The 20,502-nt window shown below is 69.0% G+C and carries 18 protein-coding genes; 3 read left to right on the forward strand and 15 right to left on the reverse strand.

Annotation, left to right across the window (positions count from 1 at the left end; all coding sequences use genetic code 11):
• The first annotated feature begins 4 nt into the window (after positions 1–4).
• Positions 5–1,717 (forward strand): relaxase/mobilization nuclease domain-containing protein, encoded by a 1,713-nt coding sequence (locus tag ABT403_RS02750; RefSeq protein ID WP_344157306.1) that lies wholly within the window; start codon positions 5–7, stop codon positions 1,715–1,717.
• A gap of 4 nt (positions 1,718–1,721) precedes the next feature.
• Here the strand turns inward: ABT403_RS02750 and ABT403_RS02755 are convergent, their stop codons facing one another.
• The 5 genes from ABT403_RS02755 to ABT403_RS02775 form a co-directional block, all read right to left on the reverse strand.
• The gene (locus tag ABT403_RS02755) at positions 1,722–2,993 is read right to left on the reverse strand and encodes a competence protein CoiA family protein (RefSeq protein ID WP_344157309.1); all 1,272 of its coding nucleotides are present in this window, start codon (positions 2,991–2,993) and stop codon (positions 1,722–1,724) included.
• A gap of 79 nt (positions 2,994–3,072) precedes the next feature.
• Complete coding sequence (locus ABT403_RS02760) at positions 3,073–3,942, reverse strand: SPDY domain-containing protein (protein WP_344157312.1); 870 nt, start codon at positions 3,940–3,942, stop codon at positions 3,073–3,075.
• A complete protein-coding gene (locus tag ABT403_RS02765) occupies positions 3,890–4,372 on the reverse strand; it encodes a hypothetical protein (RefSeq protein ID WP_344157315.1) in 483 nt (160 codons plus the stop codon). The genes ABT403_RS02760 and ABT403_RS02765 overlap by 53 nt, the downstream gene beginning before the upstream one ends.
• Complete coding sequence (locus tag ABT403_RS02770; protein ID WP_344157318.1) at positions 4,369–5,172, reverse strand: hypothetical protein; 804 nt, start codon at positions 5,170–5,172, stop codon at positions 4,369–4,371. The genes ABT403_RS02765 and ABT403_RS02770 overlap by 4 nt, the downstream gene beginning before the upstream one ends.
• A gap of 1 nt (position 5,173) precedes the next feature.
• Positions 5,174–5,749: a DUF4913 domain-containing protein gene (locus ABT403_RS02775; RefSeq protein WP_344157321.1), complete on the reverse strand. Its 576-nt coding sequence runs from the start codon at positions 5,747–5,749 to the stop codon at positions 5,174–5,176.
• Positions 5,750–5,961: 212 nt separating this feature from the next.
• Here ABT403_RS02775 and ABT403_RS02780 point away from each other — a divergent pair, with 212 nt between their 5' ends.
• Entirely contained in the window at positions 5,962–6,981 is a 1,020-nt protein-coding gene (locus ABT403_RS02780) for a hypothetical protein (RefSeq protein ID WP_344157324.1), read from the forward strand.
• Positions 6,982–7,156: 175 nt separating this feature from the next.
• Here ABT403_RS02780 and ABT403_RS02785 read toward each other — a convergent pair whose 3' ends face one another.
• The 9 genes from ABT403_RS02785 to ABT403_RS02825 all read right to left on the reverse strand — a co-directional run bounded on the left by ABT403_RS02785 (position 7,157) and on the right by ABT403_RS02825 (position 18,066).
• Positions 7,157–8,311, reverse strand: coding sequence for a DnaB-like helicase N-terminal domain-containing protein (locus tag ABT403_RS02785; RefSeq protein ID WP_344157327.1), 1,155 nt, complete (start codon positions 8,309–8,311; stop codon positions 7,157–7,159).
• 2 nt (positions 8,312–8,313) lie between these two features.
• Positions 8,314–10,110 (reverse strand): type IV secretory system conjugative DNA transfer family protein, encoded by a 1,797-nt coding sequence (locus ABT403_RS02790; RefSeq protein ID WP_344157330.1) that lies wholly within the window; start codon positions 10,108–10,110, stop codon positions 8,314–8,316.
• A gap of 802 nt (positions 10,111–10,912) precedes the next feature.
• Entirely contained in the window at positions 10,913–12,415 is a 1,503-nt protein-coding gene (locus tag ABT403_RS02795; RefSeq protein WP_344157333.1) for a putative type IV secretion/conjugal transfer ATPase, read from the reverse strand.
• A gap of 23 nt (positions 12,416–12,438) precedes the next feature.
• The gene (locus ABT403_RS02800) at positions 12,439–12,870 is read right to left on the reverse strand and encodes a DUF6238 family protein (RefSeq protein ID WP_344157336.1); all 432 of its coding nucleotides are present in this window, start codon (positions 12,868–12,870) and stop codon (positions 12,439–12,441) included.
• Between the two features lie 48 nt (positions 12,871–12,918).
• Positions 12,919–14,388, reverse strand: coding sequence for an SCO6880 family protein (locus ABT403_RS02805; RefSeq protein ID WP_344157339.1), 1,470 nt, complete (start codon positions 14,386–14,388; stop codon positions 12,919–12,921).
• A gap of 93 nt (positions 14,389–14,481) precedes the next feature.
• Positions 14,482–15,837: an SCO6881 family protein gene (locus ABT403_RS02810; RefSeq protein WP_425580165.1), complete on the reverse strand. Its 1,356-nt coding sequence runs from the start codon at positions 15,835–15,837 to the stop codon at positions 14,482–14,484.
• Positions 15,838–15,865: 28 nt separating this feature from the next.
• Entirely contained in the window at positions 15,866–16,327 is a 462-nt protein-coding gene (locus tag ABT403_RS02815) for a hypothetical protein (protein WP_344157342.1), read from the reverse strand.
• Positions 16,328–16,554: 227 nt separating this feature from the next.
• Complete coding sequence (locus ABT403_RS02820) at positions 16,555–16,890, reverse strand: DUF6112 family protein (RefSeq protein WP_425580166.1); 336 nt, start codon at positions 16,888–16,890, stop codon at positions 16,555–16,557.
• Positions 16,891–16,944: 54 nt separating this feature from the next.
• The gene (locus ABT403_RS02825; RefSeq protein ID WP_425580167.1) at positions 16,945–18,066 is read right to left on the reverse strand and encodes a C40 family peptidase; all 1,122 of its coding nucleotides are present in this window, start codon (positions 18,064–18,066) and stop codon (positions 16,945–16,947) included.
• A 582-nt stretch (positions 18,067–18,648) separates the two neighbouring features.
• On the opposite strand from ABT403_RS02825, the gene ABT403_RS02830 reads away from it, so the two are divergent.
• The gene (locus ABT403_RS02830; RefSeq protein ID WP_344158928.1) at positions 18,649–19,395 is read left to right on the forward strand and encodes a DNA-methyltransferase; all 747 of its coding nucleotides are present in this window, start codon (positions 18,649–18,651) and stop codon (positions 19,393–19,395) included.
• A gap of 94 nt (positions 19,396–19,489) precedes the next feature.
• Here ABT403_RS02830 and ABT403_RS02835 read toward each other — a convergent pair whose 3' ends face one another.
• Positions 19,490–20,404, reverse strand: a complete 915-nt coding sequence (locus ABT403_RS02835; RefSeq protein WP_344157345.1) for a DUF5655 domain-containing protein — start codon at positions 20,402–20,404, stop codon at positions 19,490–19,492.
• Between the last annotated feature and the right edge of the window lie 98 nt (positions 20,405–20,502).

The raw sequence follows: 20,502 nt of genomic DNA on the forward strand, positions 1-20,502 counted from the left end.
CCGCGTGGTACCCGACATCTCCACGGGCGGTCGGACGTACGGTCTCCTCGCCTACCTCTACGGACCGGGCCGACGGGACGAGCACACCGACCCCCACCTGGTGGCGTCCTGGCTGCCCGAGCTCGCACCTGACCCGGGCCGGGACCCGGTCGCCACCCTCAGGCAGCTCACCGACCGACTCGACCTGCCGGTTCTGGCTCTGCCGAGCGACCGACGGCCGGCTCGCCACGTCTGGCACTGCCCGGTACGGACCGCCCCCGGTGACCGCCGGCTGACCGATGCCGAGTGGGCCCAGGTCGCCCGGCGGATCGTCCACGCCACCGGCATAGCCGAAGAGGGCGACAGCCAGGCCTGCCGGTGGATCGCCGTACGTCACGCCGAGGACCACATCCACCTCGTCGCCACCCTCGTCCGCGAAGACGGGCGCCGCCCCCGACGGCACAAGGACGGAATCCGAGCACAGGCCGAATGCCGGAAGATCGAAGCCGAGTTCGGCCTCCAGATCCTCAACCCCGGCGACCGCACCGCCGCCCAGCGCCCGACGAGCGCCGAACGGTCGAAGGCCGAACGAACCGGCCGAGTGGAACCGCCGCGGGAGACCCTGCGCACATCCGTCCGCCAGGCGCTGGCCGGCGCCGCTACCGAAGACGAGTTCTTCCGTCGCATCAGGGAGGCAGGACTGCGCCTCGAGAAACGTCGGGCGCCTTCCGGCGACATCCTTGGCTACAAGGTGGCCCTGCCGGGCGACCGTAACCGGGACGGGGAGCCGATCTGGTTCTCCGGATCGAAACTGGCTCCCGACCTGTCACTGCCGAAGATCCGGCGACGCTTGGCAGCCGGAAGCCTGGAAGACGACGGCTCCGATGTCCAGCAAGACCGATATCAGCCGGCTGCCCGAACCCGCCGTGCCGCTGTCCCGTCGGCCGAGCGAGCTTCTGTCAGCCTCGTGACGGACGATGACGAGGACGCCACTGGGCAACTCGTCGGTCTTGGGGAACTCCTTGACGTACTCGCCCAGACGTCGGCCTCCGCGACACGTGGCGAACTGAACCAGGCAGCACGTGCCTTCGAGCGCGCCACCCGCTCCCACGTCCGGGCCGAGCGAGCCGACAACCGCGCGCTCAGGTCGGCCGCACGCGGAATCCTCCGGGCCGGCGATGCCCTCGGCCGGGGTGAAGACGGCGGCGCGACTGCGATGCTTCTGTCCACGCTCGTCCTCGCCACGATGGCTGCCGCTCGGTGGCACTCCGCCCGCGGCCACGCGCAGCAGGCAGCAGCCGCCCGACAAACGGCCCTGCACCTCCGAGCCGCGTACCTTACGTCCGCAGCCTCCCCGCTCGCCGCGATGCGCGAACAGGGGCGTCGCCTCACAGCTTCGACCCGACGACGGCACGCAGGCACCCTGAGCTCGGCGCTCCCCGACCTTGCCGATCGGCTCTTGGCGGCACATGGTTGGGATGCGCTGGCCGCGACGCTCGACGAAGCAGAGCGCGCCGGCCACGAGCCGGTGTCTCTGCTCCAGCGAGTGATCGAACAGAGGGAGTTGGAGTCGGCCGACAACGTCACGGACGTCCTGGTCTGGCGTCTTCGGCGGGTGGCGAACCTCCCGGCAGCGGCCGGAACCGTAGCTCCGAGGGCGGGCTCCAGGGACGCGAACCCGCTCGCGCGCGCCGTCGAACGTGGTGCGGCAGAGCCAGGCCGTCGCCCACGGCGCTGACCAGTCACCTGCTCAAGGCTGTGGCCCGGCAGCTGACGCAGGCGAGGCCGCTCGACCGGCCGTAACGGTGAATCGGCTCCGCGCAGAGCATGCACGGTCCGATCTCCCATACGGGACAGCCCAGTTCCATCGCGATGACTGCGCGCTCGCGGGTGGACAGACGGCGCATCTGCACCGGACGGCTGGGGGCTCGGTAGGGGTGATCGGGGGCGATGTCGAAGGTGTGGAGCCCCGTGGCGGACGTCATGTCCCGCCGGGGCCGCGGGTCGCTGAAGTACGGGCGGTCCTGGTGGCCGTAGCGACAGGAGCTGTCGAGTTCCTCTTCGGTGTAGGTGACCGGCTCGTCGTCCGCCGGCCGGTCCTCCGGCTCGCCTTCGCCGTCGTCGGTGAGGTCGCGCCACCGCTCCACATCTTTGGCCAGCGCCCAGAGGTAGGAGGCGCGCCTGGGGTCCTGGGTGTTGCGGACCCGCACGGCTACGTGTTCGCCGTCGGCACTGGTCACGACGAGTTCATCCAGAGCGGTGGCGCGCTCCTGCGGTATGCACAGGGCGGGCAGGAACCAGCCACTGTGGAACTTGCCGCAGTGAAAACCCGTTTCGGGGCAGGACCGCTCGCTGCTCGCAGCGCACTTCCAGATCTGGAGGTGCCGCACACCACCTCGGACGATCAACGCCAGGGGCGAGACGATGCGCTGCCAGGGCACGTCGTCGACCCTGGTCCAGGGCGCGCGGTCGATGATCTCCGACGACGCATCGCCGGTCACCCACAGGGGCGCTATGTCGTTCTCCCGGGCTCGCCCGGAGCGCCGCCGTACTCGGCTCGCACTGATCGGCGAGTACTGCGCCTCCCACCCCACCCGGCCACCGGCACCCGACACCAGGACGTCGGTGACGATCCGGCCGTCCGACGACCGGGCCTCCACCTGGACGTCGAGCCCGTGACGGGAGGCGGAGCGGGCTATGCGCTCCTTCATGGCCTTGTGCTTGTCGCTTTCCTCCGGCGTTGCGGTGTGCGTCAACGGAAGGTGTGCGGCCACCCACACGACACGGCCGGCGCGGCGCTGGCGACGTACGAACATCCACGGCGTCTTGTCGGCAAGTGCGCACTGGCAATCGCCGCCCTGGTAGTCGGTCAGGCACTGCAGAAGGTCACGGTCCCGCTCCCCGACGGGCTGGGTGATTTCCTCCAGCAGTCCGGGACGGTCCGGGTGGCCCAAGTCCTCGAAGGTCAAATTGATCGTGATGCCGTACTTGGTGTGGTACACCCCGTTGGCCATGGAAAAGACGATAAGCACTCACGCGAATTGCGAAAAGGGCGCCTTCAATCCGAGGCAGTCTTTGGCCGGGCACCGCCAGTCATCGTTGACGGCGAGGTGGGGCGGTGTACCCGGCTTGAGGCATGGGGGTGGCGAGGACGCGCAGTTGTCGTGACCCTGGTACGGATCGGGCGCGAGCAGCAGCAGTTTGCGACCGCTCTCGTCGCGCGGGCTGGGTAGTGACGAGCGGTGGATGGCGCTCGGGGATCGCGTGAACATATCGCGAGACCGGTTCGGGGTCTGCGAGCGCCTTTGCGGAGGCGGCGATCAGGTGTTGGGGCGTCCCAGCGGTGAAGTAGGCCTGCCATGTCGGTGCAGTCAGGGGATCTGGACCTCCGGACAGCCGCCACGTCGAGAGTTCGGGGTCCATCAGCTCGTCGTACGTGTGCGCCGGGCCGAGGCGTATGCGGTAGGCCGCGTGGCCGTCCGGCGCGACCTGGAAGTGGGCTCCGGACTGTCGGGGGGCAGGCTCCCAACCCTGTTCGGCGAGAAGCGCTGCCGGGCCGGTAGGGACGAAGAGCGCTCCGCCCAGGAGATGGTCCCGGAAGGAGTTGCCCAAGCCCGCGACGAGCGCATCGGTGAAGGCGCTGACGACTTCGGCAGGCGTCTCGCGGCCGAGCGTCGCGATCCAGTCGGGTACTCCGAGAGCATCTTCGGCGAAGGCGATCGTCCAGCCCCCGTAGTGGCTCTCCACGGGGTTCGCGATCCGCACCCGCTGGCAGGGGCTGGTGTAATAGGCGTCCGTCCCGAAGGCGATCGCCTTGGACCAGCCGACGGCCGCGTCCAGGGATTCGGAGACGGTCCTGCTGGCCCCGCTGCCGGCAAGGGCTACGGGCGCTGCGAGTACGTACTCGTGCTCAAGGGATCCGGCGTGTGGGGCGGGCGGCGGAACGGACGGGGGCAGAGGCAAAGGCGGGGCCCTCCTGAAGCGATGGCTGTCGTACGGACATCGAGTGCATGGACCGTGCGCGGGCCACCTGCGCACGTCGGTTCACACGGTCGTGGCCCGCGGTCGACGGCGTGTGCTGGAGCCGCCGTGCCGCGGTTCGATAGACCGCGTTGTCCTGCCGCTCACCCACCGCGAGCAGGTAGATCTCGCGCCGGTGTTGGGACGAGGGCGGGGCGTCGCGGAACTGGATGACCATTCGCCAGCGGGTCTCGGGATCCACGTAGACCTTGTGACAGCCGAGGAGCTCCCGGTGCATCGCAGCACCACGTTCATTGCCGTGCACGAGATGCTGGAGCTCCAGCAGGGCCAGGTCCCGAATCTGGTCGGGCACGTTGCGCAGGTCGGCCAGGGCGTCGGGATGAGCGGCAAACGCGAATCGGGCTGTCTTCACCGTCCGCCCCTACGGGCAGCGGGCGACTGAGTGCTTGTGCGTCGTACAAGAGCATTGGCGTTCTGCGATGGCGACGATGATGGGCCGGGGCAGGCCGTCTTCGCTCGAGCTGCCCCAGCACGTCGACCCACGGAAGGTGTCGCCGTCTGCGGCAGAGGCAGGTTGCCGGCGGCGATCCAGATGTCCGCGGCCTCGATGCTGCTGAACGCCCCCTCCCGGATGGTGTAGGTCTCGAAGTCCGGGTCGACCTCTTCCAGGAACACCCTGAACGGGTTGGCCGCCGACCGGGGGTGAGCATCGTGGACCAGGGCCGTCGTCCTGGTTCCGTAACCGAGGCGGCTCTCATGTTCGGTGTAGTGGTCCAACACCTGATAGCCGTTGCCGGGGTTGGCGCGGAGGAGGCCTTCCAGCCGGGAAGTCGTGTCGTCCGCGGGGCGGGGCCCGTGCGCGGGGAGGGAGACGAGTGCGTCGGTCGGAAAACCCCTCTCCGTCAACCAGCTCTGCGCCAGCGGCACGAGCGGATGGCTCGCGTGCTCGAAGTCGAACACGCGTCGCCGACGATCCCTGGTGGCGTGGGCGGCGATGTAGGCCGGGGCCCCGGGATGACCGTAGACCGCGGTGGTGTCGTAGAAGATCAGGTAGGTGTTCCTACCGTCGGCGCTGTGATGCTGAGCGACGACGGAGAGCTCGTCTGTTGCGGTGGTGACCAACTCGAAGTTGTCCTCAACCAAGGCGTTGGCCGGAGCGAAGCCAGTGAGGCGGAAGTCGGGCGAGCCCGGGTGCTCGTCTCGGAGCCCCATCTCAGACCGCCGTTTCAGGCGCCGGGAGAAGCCGGTGCGCGGGCCGTCCAGCGCTGGTCGTGCAAGCGCCGAAAGGTCCGTCGGGGGAGCGGAGTTGCAGCCAGACGGGATCCAAATGATCACGGTGCCAAGTGGAGGGCCCGGAGGGCCCGGCCTCCGCATCGGTGAGCTGCTGCCAGGCCAGCCACAGACCGTGGAGGCGGGCGACGGCCTCTGGGTGTTCGGTCCACTGCCCGCACCAGGGGCGGCCGGTGGAGATTTCCCGGCCGTAGACGGGCAGCAGGAGGTGGTGGACCCACTCCGACAGGGCAGCCAGCTCGTTGGCGTATGCAGCGCCGTCCAAGGCGAGGATGAAGAAGGAAGGTGTGGCGCCTGCGGAGAGGCTTGATGCCGCCCATGGTGACGGGGTGAGTGTGGAGGCCTTGGATTCTGCGAGCAGTGCTTCTGGTTCTTCGAGGCACGCGATCCTTTGGCCGTGCTTCCGGCTGTCCGTGACGAGTCGCGTCACCGTCGCAACGAGATCCTCCAGGTCGTGATCTGCGACGCGAACCGGATCAGCGTGTACGTCTTGAGGCATGGCGACCCCTATGTAAAGTCGAACGGATGAGTGTCGACAGTCCGGAAAAAGGGCGGCTTGGCCTGGCCGGAGATCTGCTGTAGGAATCAAGAGGTCGGAGGAGAGACGCTGGGGCAGCTGTCAGGTTCTACGGTTCGGCGGCTGTAGCCCAGTAACCTCTGAACTCCATCAAATCGCAGGCGTCGATGCTGTGCCGCCAAGACGATTCGCTCATGTCGATCTGGTATTGGACTCGCCCCGCGCTCTCCCACTGGAGGCGCCTCTACGTGCCAGCCGGCGCGGTGATCAACGGTTGGGGCAATTCGCTGTACGACAGCCCGCATCGGTGGACAGGCGTCGTTCTCTTTGTCTGCGGCTTACTTCTCGCCATGCGCGGACGCCACGCATGGGAGGGGTTTGGCCAGGAATGGCGGGCACCGGCGGATATCCGCTGCTGGTTCAAGCGCACCTTCCGCGCCCCTGACCGCATGATCCGCTGGTTGCACGGCACTGGCCAGAGCGATTACACGAGTCGCTGGGAATGCATCAAGTTCTGGGTCTGGGGGCTTGTCGCAGTCAGGTGTTGGATGCACCCGCTTACTGTCGCGGACAAGGTCATCGCTGAGCCCGGTCGCCTGTCCGACCACGGTGCGGACGCAGCGACGATGCTCGCTCTCGCCATCCTTTATCCGCTCTTCACCCGCTGGATCGAGCCGAAGCAGAACCAGTTGCAACGGTTGGCCGCTCGAGCCTACCGAGCCATGGCCAGCCGCACCCTGTCGAACTTCACTGCCTTCGGTGGAGCGGCAGTGATGCTGTACACCCTGCTCGCCTGGATCGATCGAGACACCGTCAAGGCCCTACCTGCTCTCACAGTCACGATCGGAATCGCCACGGTTGTTGCGACCCACAAGATGTGGTCCCGATACCGGAAGCTGTGCACTCAGGCACACAGGGACATCCAAGCCTTGGTTCGAGCCCTGGAACACCCCGGTGGTGACGGCCCACTCGCGAACCAGTCTGCGATCCTTGCGGCCTGGGACGCGGTTGATCGGGATTTGCGCACCCGAGCCGACACGGGCTACATCTTCGGGACTCGATTGGTCCCGAAGGCGGTGACAGACGTGATCGGCGAGGCGGTGGAAAAGGCCGGCAAGGGAACATCGGGTCATCAGGAAGCTCGAGAGAAGGCGCTGGTCGACCTGCGAATCATCCAGGATTTCTGTGCGGACCACTTGGACTCCGTGGCCTGACGCGACACATCGCTGATCAAACGTCGAATGGTGACCGATTCCCCGCTGACCGCCGCGTTCCAATGCCGCATCAAGCAACGTCCGCCCTGTTCTGGTGCACCGCCCGGTTGCTGTGCCTCGACACCGGCCCTCCCACAGGACTCAGGCGGTCCTCGGGCCCGCGGAGGCTTTCCGGTCAAGGATGGCTCCGCCGTGGGGCGCGGTGGGGGAAGGGCAGCCGTATGCCGGCGGCCGGTGCGGGTGCCGTGGTCGGACGATGGGTGCTGCTGCGAACGCGCGCGACCTCTGCTCGTGCGGCGTCCACGGGCGGTGTAGGTGAGGATGCGGGAGTATCACCGCCGGCAGCAAGCAAGCGGTCGTAGACCGCGTGGAGCGGCTCCAGTGCATACAGTGCATGGCCGACAAGCCTTCCTGGGGTGAGGGATTCGTCCTCGGCCAGGGCGTGGACGTGACGAGAGGTGGTCGCGACCGTACGAAGGAACGCAGCGCGGACCACGCGCTCGCCGAGGTGTTCGGCCGCACCGCCACAGGAGCTGCCGCAGATGTCCATCACGCGTTCCGCATCCAGCGTGCGGTCTGCGAGCGCTCCACGACGCTGGATCTCCCACAGCACGGTCAGTTCATCGACCGGCTCTCCCCGATGGTGCAGCCCTCCCAGCGCGCGGTAGACGTGCTCGTGACCGGCGTCGGCGAAGTCGGCGGGGTGCAACCACTGCACGACGTGTCCCAGCTGTGCTGGGCGAGCGGTGAGGCTGCCCAGCAGCAGCTCTTCGTCCGCCAACAGCTGTTCGTCCGGTGAGAAGGGCACGACGGCAGGTGGCCGTGAGGGTGGAACAGGCTGAACCTCGGTGCCCCATCGGCGGGCGAGGTCTTTGAGTGCCTTTGAGAGCAACTCCACTTCACGAACCGACTCGTCCGGTGTCCCCCGGAGGGCATCGGCGCGAGCGGCCTGATGGAGCCGGGTCGCGTGCTGTGCAACGGACCGTCGGATCGCGCCTTCGAGCACCATCCGCCCGTATACAGCGGCGTTTCCTGGTCGGGGACAGGCGGCCACGAGCTGGTGCGCGTACGACGTGGTGAGGCCCCGGACATGGGTGTCGGCCTCGACAACAATGTCGGACAGCCATGACAGCGGAACCGTTTCCTCCGATCCGAGCGAGGTCGCTGGATGACCGCCGTCCCGCAACTTCAGGGCCGCGCCGTACAGGGCCTGGTGGAGCGGACGATAGAAGTGGGATGGCTGAAGCCACGGCGTGAGACGTGCGAGCTGGTTCGGCTCCAGGAGTACCGCGCCCAGCGTGGCCTGTTCGGCGTACAGCAGCGGAGTCACGCCTATGCCGCCTTGTCGATGTCGTGCTGGTGGAGGACCTTGGCGACCGCCCGCTTGGTGATGCCGGCCGTCGCTTCCTCCGAAGAGGCAGCAAGTACGGAGGCACCCGGCTCCCGGTACCAGGGCTTCAGATCGAGGAGCGCGGGGCGGATACCGGTCGCAAGGAGGAGGGCCGACCCCTTCGGCAGGGCCCGGATCGCATCGGCGGGGAGAATCCGCTCCTGCCGCATCGATACCGAGGTCGACTTGCCCGACTCGCTGGTGGACACCGAGACGGTCCGGACGTCGTGGTCGCCGACCAGGCGCGAGAGCTTGTCGGCGAAGTCGGCATCGTCGATGCCCGAGCCGATGAGCTTGATCGTCGAGGCGCTCCACAGAGCGTCCATCCCGGTCTCCCCCCAGACGCGCTGGCCCTGCCGGTAGCTCTGCAGGATCGTGATTGGGATGACCCCACGGGAGCCTAGGTGGGAGTAGAGGTCGGGTAGGTCTTTGAGCCTGCATACGTTGGCGGCCTCGTCAAGGATCGCGAGTAGGGGAGGGTCGAGCCGGCCGCCATCACGCTCGGCCTGGATCACCGCAGCACGCATCACCGCGTCCGCGGCGGCCGCGATGATCGCGGAGGCGGAACCCCCTCCGTCTTTGGACAGCAGGAACACGGTGTCGATGCTGGTGACGAATGCCTCCGGCCTGAACTCCCTTACTGCGGATGGATCCTGCGGTGGCGTGACCCATGCCGCGATGTCCGGGTCGAGCAGGCAGCTTGCGTACTGCCGGGCCGTCTCGAAGATGCCGTCGCGGGTCTCCACGGCGCCCGCCACAGTGCCGTGGAGTTGTGCGGCGACCGCCTCGAGCCCGGCATCGTGCAGCAGGTCGATCGGCGTACGGTCAGCGGGCGAGGCGAGCCAGCTCAGTACGTCGGTGATCGGACGGCCGTCGTTGGCGGCAGCGAGGAAGAGTGCGGTGAGGGTGTTGGCGGCGGCCGTCGACCAGAAGTCGCCCGCACTCGACTCGTCGACGGAGGCGGTGACGAAGTGTCCTGCCAGCCGTCGGGCGCCGGCCAGGTCACGGGCATCCGCCAGGATGTCCCACCAAGTGTTCCGATCCGCATGGGCGATCTGCTGAGGGTCGAGCGCCCAGACCGTTCCCACCCGGGCACGGGCGTCGAACGTTGTGGTGAAGGCGTCGTTGGCCGCCTTGTTGGAGGTCAGGAGGACCGGGCCGGGGGCGCGGAGGATCGCCGGAATGGCGAGTCCCGAAGTCTTCCCGGAGCGCGGAGCCATGATGGCGAGCAGGACGTCCTCCCACGAGGAACGAATCTCCCTGCGCCCGGGCTGCAGCGTGCCGAGCAGCACTCCCCGATCGTCCGGCGCCACGTCCTTCGGCCTGCTGCCTTTCAGGCTGGTGCGCAGGCTGATCGACTTGGTCGCGCCCTCCTTCGGCAGGAGGGACGTGAGCTCACGCTGACCCGCCAGTCCCTTCGGGTTGCCGCGCAGGCGGAACCAGATCCATATGGCCAGCAACGCGGAAGCCAGCGTGATCAGCGCGGGCAGGACGTAGCAGGCGATGACCAGAGCAGTTTCGGGAAGGCCTGGCCAGAGATCGCGGGAGTGGAGCAAAGCGGTCGTTGGCTCGTACGGGGCCCAGGGCCTCTGGAACCCGATCAGGTCGTTGGCCAGGTTGCCGAAGAACCAAGCCAGGGACCCCGCACCGATGCCGACGCCGAGGGCAGCGAACAGCAGGTAGACGAGGGAGTCCGTGCCGGTGGTGCTCGTGGGAGTGCTGGTACGGGGTGTGAGCAAGGCGCAGTCCGGTCCGGTGAAGCGGGGCGGGGAAGAGTCAGCGGGTCCGACGACTGGCCCGGGGCGGGGCCGAGCTGGAGAGTGAGGTGGTCGGCGGCACGGTTGGCATCGACCCTGGGCGGTGCGGCGAGGAGGCTGAGGCTGCTCGGGCTTGCGTAGTCCGGGACGGCGGGCGCACTGGCTCCCTCACCTCGGTGGAGAGCGAACGCAGATCGTCCGCGAGCTCGCGTGCGGCGGCGGTGCCCAACTGCTCGCACCAGGTGGCCGCCGTGTCGATGACGGAACCGTGAGCGGAGTCCGAGCTGCCGTGCCGCTCGTGGATCTTCTCCAGGATGTGGGCGACGTCGACTCCCTGCCGCAGATGTGAAGGGCCGTCGGCCTTCGTGCCCAGGTGTGTAGCGGGTCGGATGGTTGCGAGCCGTGGATCGGCTGCGACGGTGATGTGGGCTTCTTGAAAGCGCCGGCTGGCGGCAGCAGTCGAACGTATGGCGGCCTCGTACGAGGTGCCGGCCGGCAGCAGGTAGACGTCGAGGCTCGAGCTGTGCCTGAACCCGTGCTCGCGTAGGACCTCGTCCAGGTACGGGCGCGCGTCAGCGACGGCGGCCGCCACGCCCATCTCCGGGTGCCAGCCGAAGGCCACGTCAGGATCAGTAGGGGAGATCACTGTCCGAAGCTCCTTCGTCGTTCCGTTTGGGTTGTGGTGGCGGGCACGAAGGGCCCGCGGCGCCATGCAGGGGTGCACGGAGCCGCAAGGGTCGGGTCGGTTGACCGGCTTGGTCGAGCCGCGGATCAGCGGTAGACGTCATGCGGCCATGCGGAGGTCGGTGTCGAACAGCTCCCGTTCCCGCGGGTGAAGCAGGTGCTGCGTGATGAAGCTCCGGCCGGCGACCTTCCATAGGCCGCGGCCCTTCGTCAGGGCGGAGACGGCCTGGGTCTCCACGCCGGTCAGTCCGAGCACAGCTGCCGCCGAAGCCAGCTGGTCGGCCTCCTGGCGGTAGATGATGCGGGTCGAGCAGTCGGTGAGCAGGCCCTCGGCGAGGGCTCGGCCCCGGGATCCCGCGTCGCCGGCGGTGAGCAGGTCACTGAGCCGGTGGATCACCATCATGTTCGCGATCCCGAGGCCGCGGGACAGCTTCCACTGGGACTGCATGCGTTCCAGGAGGGCGCTGTGCCGCATCACACGCCAAGCCTCGTCGTAGATCACCCAGCGGCGGCCCCCACGGGGGTCCGACAAGGCCGCTTCCATCCAGGCCGAGGCACAGGTCATGGCGAGTACGAGACCGGTGTCGTCGCCCGCGCCACCGAGCCGGGACAGGTCGATCGAGAGCATGGGCGCGGTCGGGTCGAAGGCGACCGTGCTCGGGGCGTCGAACATCCCGGACAGGTCGCCGTGGATGAGGCGACGCAGGGCGTGGGCCAGGTCCTCGGCGGCTCGACCGAGCCGCCCGGACGGCTCCCCGGTCGCTGCGTTGAGCCGGTCGGGGGAGTTGAGTACGTACGCCACGTCGCCCAGCAGCGGGGTCGTTCCGACCGCGGAGTGGTAGGCCACGACCTGGTCCAGGGCGATGTCGAGAGCCGTGTGCTCCATGGGGTGGAGCTCCCGACGGAGGACGGTCTTCGCGAGGGAGCCGAGCAGCAGGAGGCGTCGCTTGCGCACCTCATTGGCCCATTCCCGCTCATCCGCACCGTACGGCTTCGCGGGGGCATCGAGCGGGTTGATGCGGCCGGGCAGCCCGGGCCCGATCGAAATGGTCTGGCCGCCCAACTCCTGTGCCACGACGGTCCACTCGCCCTTCGGGTCGCACGGGACGTAGATCCGGTACCCGAAGGCCACGGCGCGCAGGGCCAGGGACTTGGCGAGGGCCGACTTGCCCATGCCGATCACGCCGGCGAGGAGGATGTTGGGGTTGGTGAAGCCTTCCAGCCGGCCGTACAGGGCGAACGGGTCGTAGCAGAAGGCCGCTTCGGCGTGGACGTCCTGGCCGACGTAGATGCCCTGGGACCCGAGGCCTCCTTCGGCGAGGAAGGGGTAGGCCCCGGACGCGACGGCGGTCGTCATGCGGTGGGCCGGCAGCTTCAGCCGACCACCGCGGGCGGAAGCCGGTCCGGGGCGCCCACCGGCCGGGTAGGTCGGCTGGAGATCGGGGTCGAGGGTGGTCGTCCTGCGGCGGTCGTCGGGGCGGGCTGCGCCGCGGGCCTGGTCGCGGGCGGTGGCGAACTGTTCCTTGGCGGCACGGGCGGAGCGGCGGTCGCTCTTGTGCGGCACGAAGAGGGGGCTGGCGGTGGCACGGTCACGCGAGGACATGGTGGCGCTCTTCCTTGGCGGCGTCAGTAGCGGTTGAGGGGGTCGCGCAGGTCAGCCGGCGTGTGGTCGCGGCGGACCCGTGCGGACGTGGTGAGGTGGCGGCGGCAGATGGTGAGAGCCGGGGCGCCTTCGGGCAGGCGGGCTCGGCACGTCTCCCGTCGAGGCAGGTCGCCAAGGCCTGTACCGGTAGCGGCGTGATAGGCGGCGTGTAGGTGCTCGGCCGCCTGCCAGAGCCGGATGCGGCAGGCGCGCAATCGATCCCCCTCGGTCGGAGCCAGGGGAGTGGTGCGGCTCGTGTGGGCGTCGAGTACGTCGTACAGGGTGACGAGGTGCGTGTGGAGGGCGTCCAGCTCGACCCGGTCGGCGGCAGCGGGGCCGGCCGGGACGTTCAGCGCTCGATGGAAGTCGAGGGCCGCTGTGGCCAGGGCCAGGTCGGGTAGGGACGGGGTGGGCATCAGGTCGCGCCCTTCGCGGTGGCTCGGTGGTCGGTGACAGGTACGGCCCTACGCCCGCGCCAGCGGCAGGGCGGCGCTGGTGAACGCCTCGGCCTGCTGCCAGGTGAGGGGCCGCAGGTCGACGAGGGCGGATACGGCGGCCGTTTCGATGGCCGCGCACGCGGCGTTCAGCTCCTCGTGGGAGTCGGCGGAGACGGTGACCAGCCCGGTGAGGCCGACGTCGGCGTGCCCTGCGATCAGCTGCCGCTCACGTTCCTTGATGTCGGCGTACTCCACCGCGTCCTCCTCGCTGTCCACCTGGCCCTTGCGCTGCCGCTCGGCGGCGTCGGCGATCACGGTCGCCTTCCGCCGCTGTACGTCCTTGAGGGCAGCGTCGAGTGCCTTCGGGTCGTACGTCAGCGAGAGGGTCCGTCGGACACCGGAGGTGAAGAGCAGCTGGTGCAGGAAGCCGGGCGAGGTCTCGATCCGGGGCCAGTTCTCGATCCAGAAGGTGGCGTGGTGCGCCGAGTCGGTACGGATGCTGTCGGCCTTCTCCACCAGGACCACGGGGCCGGCAGCCGCCGGGGCTGCCTGTGGCCGACCGCTTTGGGACCAGCGGTCGAGGGCGGCGGAGGACGCCGGGTCGTAGGCGGTGCGGATGACGGCCGCGACCTCTTCGGCCGACAGCCACCCGGTCGGTACGAGTCCGGAGTGGCGAGCGGCCTGGTCGAACGTCGAGGCGAGCTGGGTCAGAACGGCGAACGCGCCGGAAAGCCCGCCTCCCGCCTGGTTGATCAGACGGCGAGCGGCCTTCATGTCGAGCGCGAGCGCGACGTAGCTCTCGTGCGGCGCGGCTGCCGGTCCGGCCACGGCGAGCAGGTCGGAGTAGATCGGCCCGGCGAGGTGGGCGCCGGCGTTGCCGTGCTCGGTCCAGTAGCGGGTGAGCGCGTCTCCGGAGTCGGGCACCGTCCGCTCCAGCACCTGGATGCGGGCGACGTGCCCGGTACGGGCGAGCGCTGCCAGCGTCCGGCCCCAACCGGACACGTTGTGGGACTGGGTGGCGGGGTCGAGCAGGGCGAAGGCCTGCGAGGAGACCTTCACGACGGAGGTGAGGGTGTGCTGGTGCGGGTCGTGCACGGCACCGAGACGGCGGTCCGGGGACGTGACGACGCGGAGGGACGCCGCGGTGCCCGGCAGGTGGAGGAGACCGTCGCGGCGCGGACGGGTGGAGGGCCGGGTGAGCCACACGAGCTGGCGGGTCAGTCGACGCTGGGCGTAGCGGAGAGCGACCGGTGCCCAGTCGGCGAGGGACCGGCCGTGGTGCCGGACGAAGACCGCCGCCAGGATCGCCGCCCAGAGAGGGATGAGCCGGATCGCCCCGAGTACCCCGGAGGTGAGGAGTACCCCGAGCAGCAGCAAGCCGGTGAAGGTGACACCGGCCAGCTGCGGTGCAGTCAGGCCGAGAAGCACGCCGCGCCGGGACCGGTGTGGGAACTTCACGGTGGCGGCAGCCGATGGCTGGGTCAGGTCGGTGGGCATGGCGAAGCCGTCCTTGGAACGAGACGAGATGAAGAGAATGCACTGAGGGAGGGCGGGCTGGCGCGCTGGCGGGCTTGCCCTCCCCGGGGCGGGTTAGGAGTGTGGACTGCCGAGCGGGTTGGGGTAGATCCACTGTTGTGGAACGGCTCCGCCGGTGGGTGCCGGACCTGCGGTTGCCGCGACCCCTCCGGCCCCTGGGGGCGCCGGAGGTCGGACCATCTGTGAGGAGACGCTTGGGGCCGAAGCTGCAGCCGCTCCACCAGCCGCCCCGCCCGGGCGCGTGATCAGAGGCTGACCCCGGTCTCCATCGGTGGGCGGCCGGCGGATGAGGGCTTGGCCCTTGTCACCTTCGGCGTTCGCGTCTTCGCCGAAGCGGAATCGGGTCTGCTTGGGAGCGTCGGGCGAGCCGCCGGTCGGGTCGATCCCCGAGGCGACGCCTCCGACGCCCTGGCCCGGAACGGTGGCCGGCCCCTGCGGCGCGGGCACTCCGGTCGAGGCCTGGAGCGCGAGCTGGGCCGCGGTCTTGGCCGCGTTGGCGGCGACGGTCACGCCGGCGACGCCGCTGCGGTGCAAGTCCTCGTGGCCGCCGCCCTCCGTCGCCCAGTGCACGAACTTGTAGGTCATGTACGGGCAGAGCAGCACCAGGACCATCACGACGATGCCGGCCATGGCGTCCGAGAGGGCGCCGATTCCGTCTGCAGCCTCGGTCTTCCCCATGGCGGAGACACCGAGCAGGAAGACGATCGTCATCAGCAGCTTGCTGACGACCAGTGTGGCGGTCGCCTCGATCCACCCGCGGCGCCAGCGGCGGGCGGCTTCCCATCCGCCACCGGCTCCGGCGAAGACGGCCAGCGTCACCATGATGAGGATGCCGACCTTGCGGGCGACCATGACGGCCCAGTAGAGGAACGCGCCGACGGTGGACCCCAAGCCGACCAGGGCTGGGACACCCCAGCCCAGGTTGTACATGCCGCCCAGCGCGGACACCTTGACGATGCGCCGCACGGCGTCGTCGATGGAGGTGGACGCTGCCTGGTACAGGCCTGCGGACAAGGCATCGACGACTGTGATCGCCACGGTCGTGAAGGCGATGGCTGCGAAGGCGAACAGCACGCCGGTGATCGTTCCGGTGACGGCCTGGGCCAGCGCGCGTTCGTCCCGCCTCCAGGCCGCCCGCATCAGCTGCAGGCAGAAGGTGCCGACGATCAGGACGAGCCCGATCGGCAGCACCAACTCGTAGTTCTCCCTGAACCAGGCCGCGTTCAGGTCGGGTGTGGTGGTCTTGTCGACGGCCGTTGCGGCGAGGTCGGCGGCGGCCTGAGCCATCTCGCCGATCGACCGGGCGATCCAAGCACCGATGCCGTCGGTGATCGCGTCTCCGGTCGAGCCGGCGACACCGCCGACGGCGGAGCAGACGGTCTGCATCATGGGAAGGTCGCAAACGCCCATGGGGCTACCTCCTTTCGTGGTTCAGGGATCAGGGCGCGACGCTGGGCAGGACGCCGGCGAGGGAGCAGTTCGTCTCGGGACGGCACTGGACGGCGACCGTGATCGAGCGGGCCTCGGCGCCCGCTCCGGAGCCGGCCCAGGCAAGGGACTGCCGCCCCGTGACGGTGACGGCGTACACGTAGGCGGTCGTGATCGCGCCCGGATCGCGAGCCAGCGCGGACTTGAACGAGGCAGGGAAGTGGCCCTCGGCGACCTCGGCCCCGGCGTGCTGGCCGTTGTCGTGCATCCGCGACCAGAGCAGCGGACTTGGCACCTGCTGGTTCACCGAGGGCCAGTCCACGTACTTCTTCTCGCTGGTCATCCACCTCTTGAGGCCATCCACGTGGGCCTCTTGGGAACCGGAACGGGCGTCGTACGTCCACAGGGCCTTGGTGGCAGCCTTCGCGAACTCGATCGGATCGCTCGTCCTCGGCGGTGTGGGTACGGCCATGCCGACGCCGGTTGCCGGAGCCGGGGTAGGCGCCGCGGATGCCGAGCCGGATCCCGTTGAGTCGGCCTCCGGCTCGGCGGGATTCCGGTCCCGGGCGAGGTACGCGAGAAGGCCGGCTGCAGACGTGAGCACCGCGAGTGCTGCGGCGCCTATGAGCACTCGCCGCAGCACGGAGGACTTGGGCCTCGTTGCCCTGTGGCTGCCGGAGGGAGAAGGCGTTTCCTCCATCAGTGGACCTGAGTTCCCATCGCGGAGAAGAAGGCCACGATCCCGTTCGCCGCGCCCAGCAGCAGGGCGCAACCGGCCGCCACGACCGTGCCCTTCTTGCCGTTCGCCTCGGCCTGATGGCCGCCGCTGTGGTGGCCCCAGGCCCACACCAGCGCAGAGATGGCGAGGGCGCCGACCACGGCGATGATGCCGAAGAGGTTGATGGAACTGATGACGTTCTTGAGGACGTCGAGGCCGGGCAGGCCGCCTTCCTTGGGCGAGACGCCGGGGTCGAAGGCGAGGTACTGGATCGCCGCGGTGAGCTTCATGTGGAACTCCAGTTCGAACGCGGGCATGGCGAAGCCCGCGAAGGTGGTGCGAAGGGAGAGGGGGTAAGGCGCGGCGTCCGGTCAGGCGACGCGGCGAGCGGCGAGGATGTCCGGCCGCCAGCTGGCGAGGGTCGAGATCTTCACCACGTCGCCGGTCCTCGGCGCGTGCAGCACGAGACCGGAGCCGATGAACATGCCGACGTGCTCCGGCACTGCGGCCGTGCCACGGGTGAACAGGAGATCTCCGGGGCGAAGGGCATCCGCGCTGGCCGCGGCGCCTTCGTTTACCTGGGTGTACGTGGTGCGGGTCAGGCTGACCCCTGCGGCCCTGTATGCCATCTGCATCAAGGAGGAGCAGTCGCAGCGGCCCATGGGGTCTGGACCCCGCGGGTCCGTGCACTCGCCGCCCCATTGGTACGGGGTGCCGAGCTGCCCGAGCCCCCAGCGGATTGCCGTCTGCACGGCCGGCAGCGCATCAGTCGGGATCTTGTATCCGTCGGGCAATGCGCCTGCGGGAATCGGCCCGAACTGTGTCCCTTCGCCTCCCGAGCCGCACCCGGCAGTTCGGACGACTCCGCCGGATCCGGTATCTGAGGCAGGCTCCTTGGACAACGTCGGTGCGATGGCCTTCTGCAGGGCCGTCGCCAGGGGTTCCCATTTCGCGTAGGCATCGGGGAATCCGCTGAGCTGGACCGCCTGGGCGGCTTGGGTGACGGTCATCGACTCCCACCCCGACACCTGGAGCAGGCCCTCGTAGAACTTGGTCGATGCATGGACGGGGTCACGCACCTGCTCGGCCGTGCCCCAACCCTGGCTCGGGCGCTGTTGGAAGAGACCGAGCGAGTCCCGGTCGCCGTAGTTCAAGTTCTTGAGGCCCGACTCCTGGAGGGCGGTCGCGAGAGCGACGATCTGGCCGTGAACCGGAACCTTCATCGCGACGCCGGTGGCCTGGATGGTCTTGGCGTTGGGGATCTGCTCCTTGGGGTCGTCGAGGCCTTCGACGGACACGGAGCCGCCCCCGCCCCCGCGCCCGCCCAGGATCGACTCCACCTGTTTGCTGACCGCGGCAGCGTCTACGGCCTTGGTGCCCGTGGAACACGAAGCCTGGGCGCCGTGCGCGCCGGCCAGGGCCACCGCGAGTGGAGCCACGAGGAGAAGCGGAGCGACGGCCACCGAACCGGCTATCGCAGCCACCTTCAGCACTGGCGACCACGCCTGGCGAGGTGAACCAGGTGCCTGGCTTCGGGGTCGGGACGTGCCAGGGCATGCCGCATCGACAGCTCCTTACTTGTGGGCAGCGCGGTGCCGGCGTTCTCGTCGAAAAGGGCCGCCGGCACCGCGCCGGAAATGAATCAGCCATGAGGTGAATGGATGGCAATCCGCAGAGGCCCGCGAGGAGCTGGGCCTACGGGATCGCCGGTGCGGCAGTCAGCCGCCCTCGTAATCTCAGAAGCCACATGGAAAGACGACCTCTCGCCCAGTAATCGGAGTACGAGGGCGCCTGCAGCGGAATCGCCGAACGGACCACAAAGCCACACGATTCAGCGCGTAGCGGGTGAGCTCCCTCTGTGAACTGGGCTGGACTGTAGGGACGATCTCCGGCCACACCAAACGGCCTGGACCTCCATCGGCGTTGTTGGTGGAGCCGAATCGGAGCGTTAATCTCCAGCGCATTGCTCGAATGGAGATGGCCTTCGCCTTTCCGCGAGGACTGACCGGCCCGCGCTCCTCTGCACCGAGGTCTACGACGGCGCGGGCATGCCCCACTTGGAAGAGAGCGAGCTCATGGCACACACCCTGCACCGAGGTGATGCGCTCACCGTGCTGAAGTCCCTCCCGGACGGGAGCGTGGACGCAGTGATCACCGACCCGCCGTACAACTCCGGCGGCCGGACTAGCGCCGACCGCACGTCCCGCACCGCGAGGGCGAAGTACACGAGCGGCGACGCCAAGCACGATCTCCAGAACTTCCCCGGAGAGAACCGCGACCAGCGCTCGTACCGTGCGTGGCTGACGGAACTGCTCACCGAGTCGTACCGGGTGAGCCGCGAGCACGCCGTCGTCATGGTCTTCACCGACTGGAGGCAGGAGCCGACCACTTCGGACGCCCTTCAGATGGCTGGCTGGACCTGGTCCGGCACCATCCCGTGGATCAAACCGGCCTCGCGCCCGCGCAAGGGCGGACCGAAGCAGGACTCGGAGTTCATCCTCTGGGGCGTCAAGGGCTCCCTCGACAACACCCGCGACCTCTACCTGCCGGGCCACTACGTCGCCTCCCAGCCCCGCAAGGACCGGGTCCACATCACGCAGAAGCCCGTCGAGGTCATGCGCCAGCTCGTCCAGGTCTGCCCGCCCGGCGGCACGGTCGTCGACCCCTTCACCGGCAGCGGCTCTACCGGGGTGGCCGCTCTATTGGAGGGCCGGAACTTCATCGGCGTCGAGCTCTCCGACCACTACGCTGGCATCGCCGAGGAGCGTCTCCGTGAGACGAGCCTCCAGGACGACTTCGCCCTGGCCGGGCCCGGCAAGTGAGACGGCCGCGCCTGGGCCCGCAGGGTGAAACGACAGAAGGGCGGCTGCCGTCCGGCAAAAACCGGACGGCAGCCGCCCTCTGCCCTGGTGGCGATCAGCCAGCGTCGATGCTCTGCCGGATCAGCTCACCGGCCCGCTCCAGATCCTCGTGCGACCTGATCCGCACCTCTAGGTCTCCGGTCCCGAGGCGCCCCAGACCGCTCACGTCCCGGGAGAACCCCTCGACCAGCTGGACCGTCCGCGGATCCACCTTCAAGTTCAGTACCAGGACCCGATTGCGCGGCTGGACGCGCACGGTCGCGACGTTCTTGATCCTGCGGTACGCGAAGTAGTGAACCTGGGCCTCCCGGCGGACGTCCCCGTACGCCAGCAGCACGGCGTCCAGATCCGCGAACAGGTCCTGCAGGTCCTGCGGAGCTTCGTCGAGGTACTGCTGCACCGACTTCGGGACCGTCGTCCCCGCCGACTCCGAGACAGCGGACACCCGCCGACGGACCGGCGCAGCCTGGCCGCCCACCGAAGCCACCAACTGCAGCGTCACGACGTCCTCGAACATCCGGTAGGCCATGAGGTCGATCCGGCGCCCGATGACCTCCAGCGCGACGGCGCTGTGCGAGGTGAAGTCGCCGGCCACGCAGACCAGCCGCGGATTGGTCCAGTCGACCGTCTCCACGGCGGCCGCCCCGAGCTGGTCACGCACCAGGCTTTCGAAGTCCGCGTGACTGTCCTCGAGCCACGCCAGGTAGGAGAGCGCCTGGGTGATGACCTCCTTGTCCCGGGTTCTCTTGTACTCGATGATCACGGGCGTCCCGGTCTCGTCCAGCCCAAGGGAGTCGATCCGCCCGCGATGGCGTCCGGTCGGGTACTCGCTCGCCAGGAAGCGGATGCCGAGCATGGCCTCCATGTTGGCCTCGATCAGCGACTGGAGCTCTCGCTCCAACGCGACGGAGGACCCCGCCATCTCCACCGCCCGCCCGTCCCGTATCCGGAACGCCTTCAGATCACTCACGCCCGCCCCCCTGCAAGTCCTCGGATCATCCGAAGCGACAATCGGCGAGGTCCGCCAGGTATTCCCGCCGGGCGCGGGACACGGTGCATCTACTCGCT

Origin of the sequence: Streptomyces sp. NPDC000075, from assembly GCF_040301925.1 — a bacterium.
Lineage (GTDB): Bacteria > Actinomycetota > Actinomycetes > Streptomycetales > Streptomycetaceae > Streptomyces > Streptomyces polychromogenes.

Excerpts from the sequence above, each read along its gene's own strand:
- ABT403_RS02800 (WP_344157336.1), bottom strand. The coding sequence starts at position 12,870 with ATGCCCACCCCGTCCCTACCCGACCTGGCCCTGGCCACAGCGGCCCTC.
- ABT403_RS02755 (WP_344157309.1), bottom strand. The coding sequence starts at position 2,993 with ATGGCCAACGGGGTGTACCACACCAAGTACGGCATCACGATCAATTTG.
- ABT403_RS02805 (WP_344157339.1), bottom strand. The coding sequence starts at position 14,388 with ATGCCCACCGACCTGACCCAGCCATCGGCTGCCGCCACCGTGAAGTTC.
- ABT403_RS02780 (WP_344157324.1), top strand. The coding sequence starts at position 5,962 with ATGTCGATCTGGTATTGGACTCGCCCCGCGCTCTCCCACTGGAGGCGC.
- ABT403_RS02810 (WP_425580165.1), bottom strand. The coding sequence starts at position 15,837 with ATGGGCGTTTGCGACCTTCCCATGATGCAGACCGTCTGCTCCGCCGTC.
- ABT403_RS02830 (WP_344158928.1), top strand. The coding sequence starts at position 18,649 with ATGGCACACACCCTGCACCGAGGTGATGCGCTCACCGTGCTGAAGTCC.
- ABT403_RS02815 (WP_344157342.1), bottom strand. The coding sequence starts at position 16,327 with ATGGCCGTACCCACACCGCCGAGGACGAGCGATCCGATCGAGTTCGCG.
- ABT403_RS02770 (WP_344157318.1), bottom strand. The coding sequence starts at position 5,172 with ATGGGGCTCCGAGACGAGCACCCGGGCTCGCCCGACTTCCGCCTCACT.
- ABT403_RS02775 (WP_344157321.1), bottom strand. The coding sequence starts at position 5,749 with ATGCCTCAAGACGTACACGCTGATCCGGTTCGCGTCGCAGATCACGAC.
- ABT403_RS02820 (WP_425580166.1), bottom strand. The coding sequence starts at position 16,890 with ATGCCCGCGTTCGAACTGGAGTTCCACATGAAGCTCACCGCGGCGATC.
- ABT403_RS02795 (WP_344157333.1), bottom strand. The coding sequence starts at position 12,415 with ATGTCCTCGCGTGACCGTGCCACCGCCAGCCCCCTCTTCGTGCCGCAC.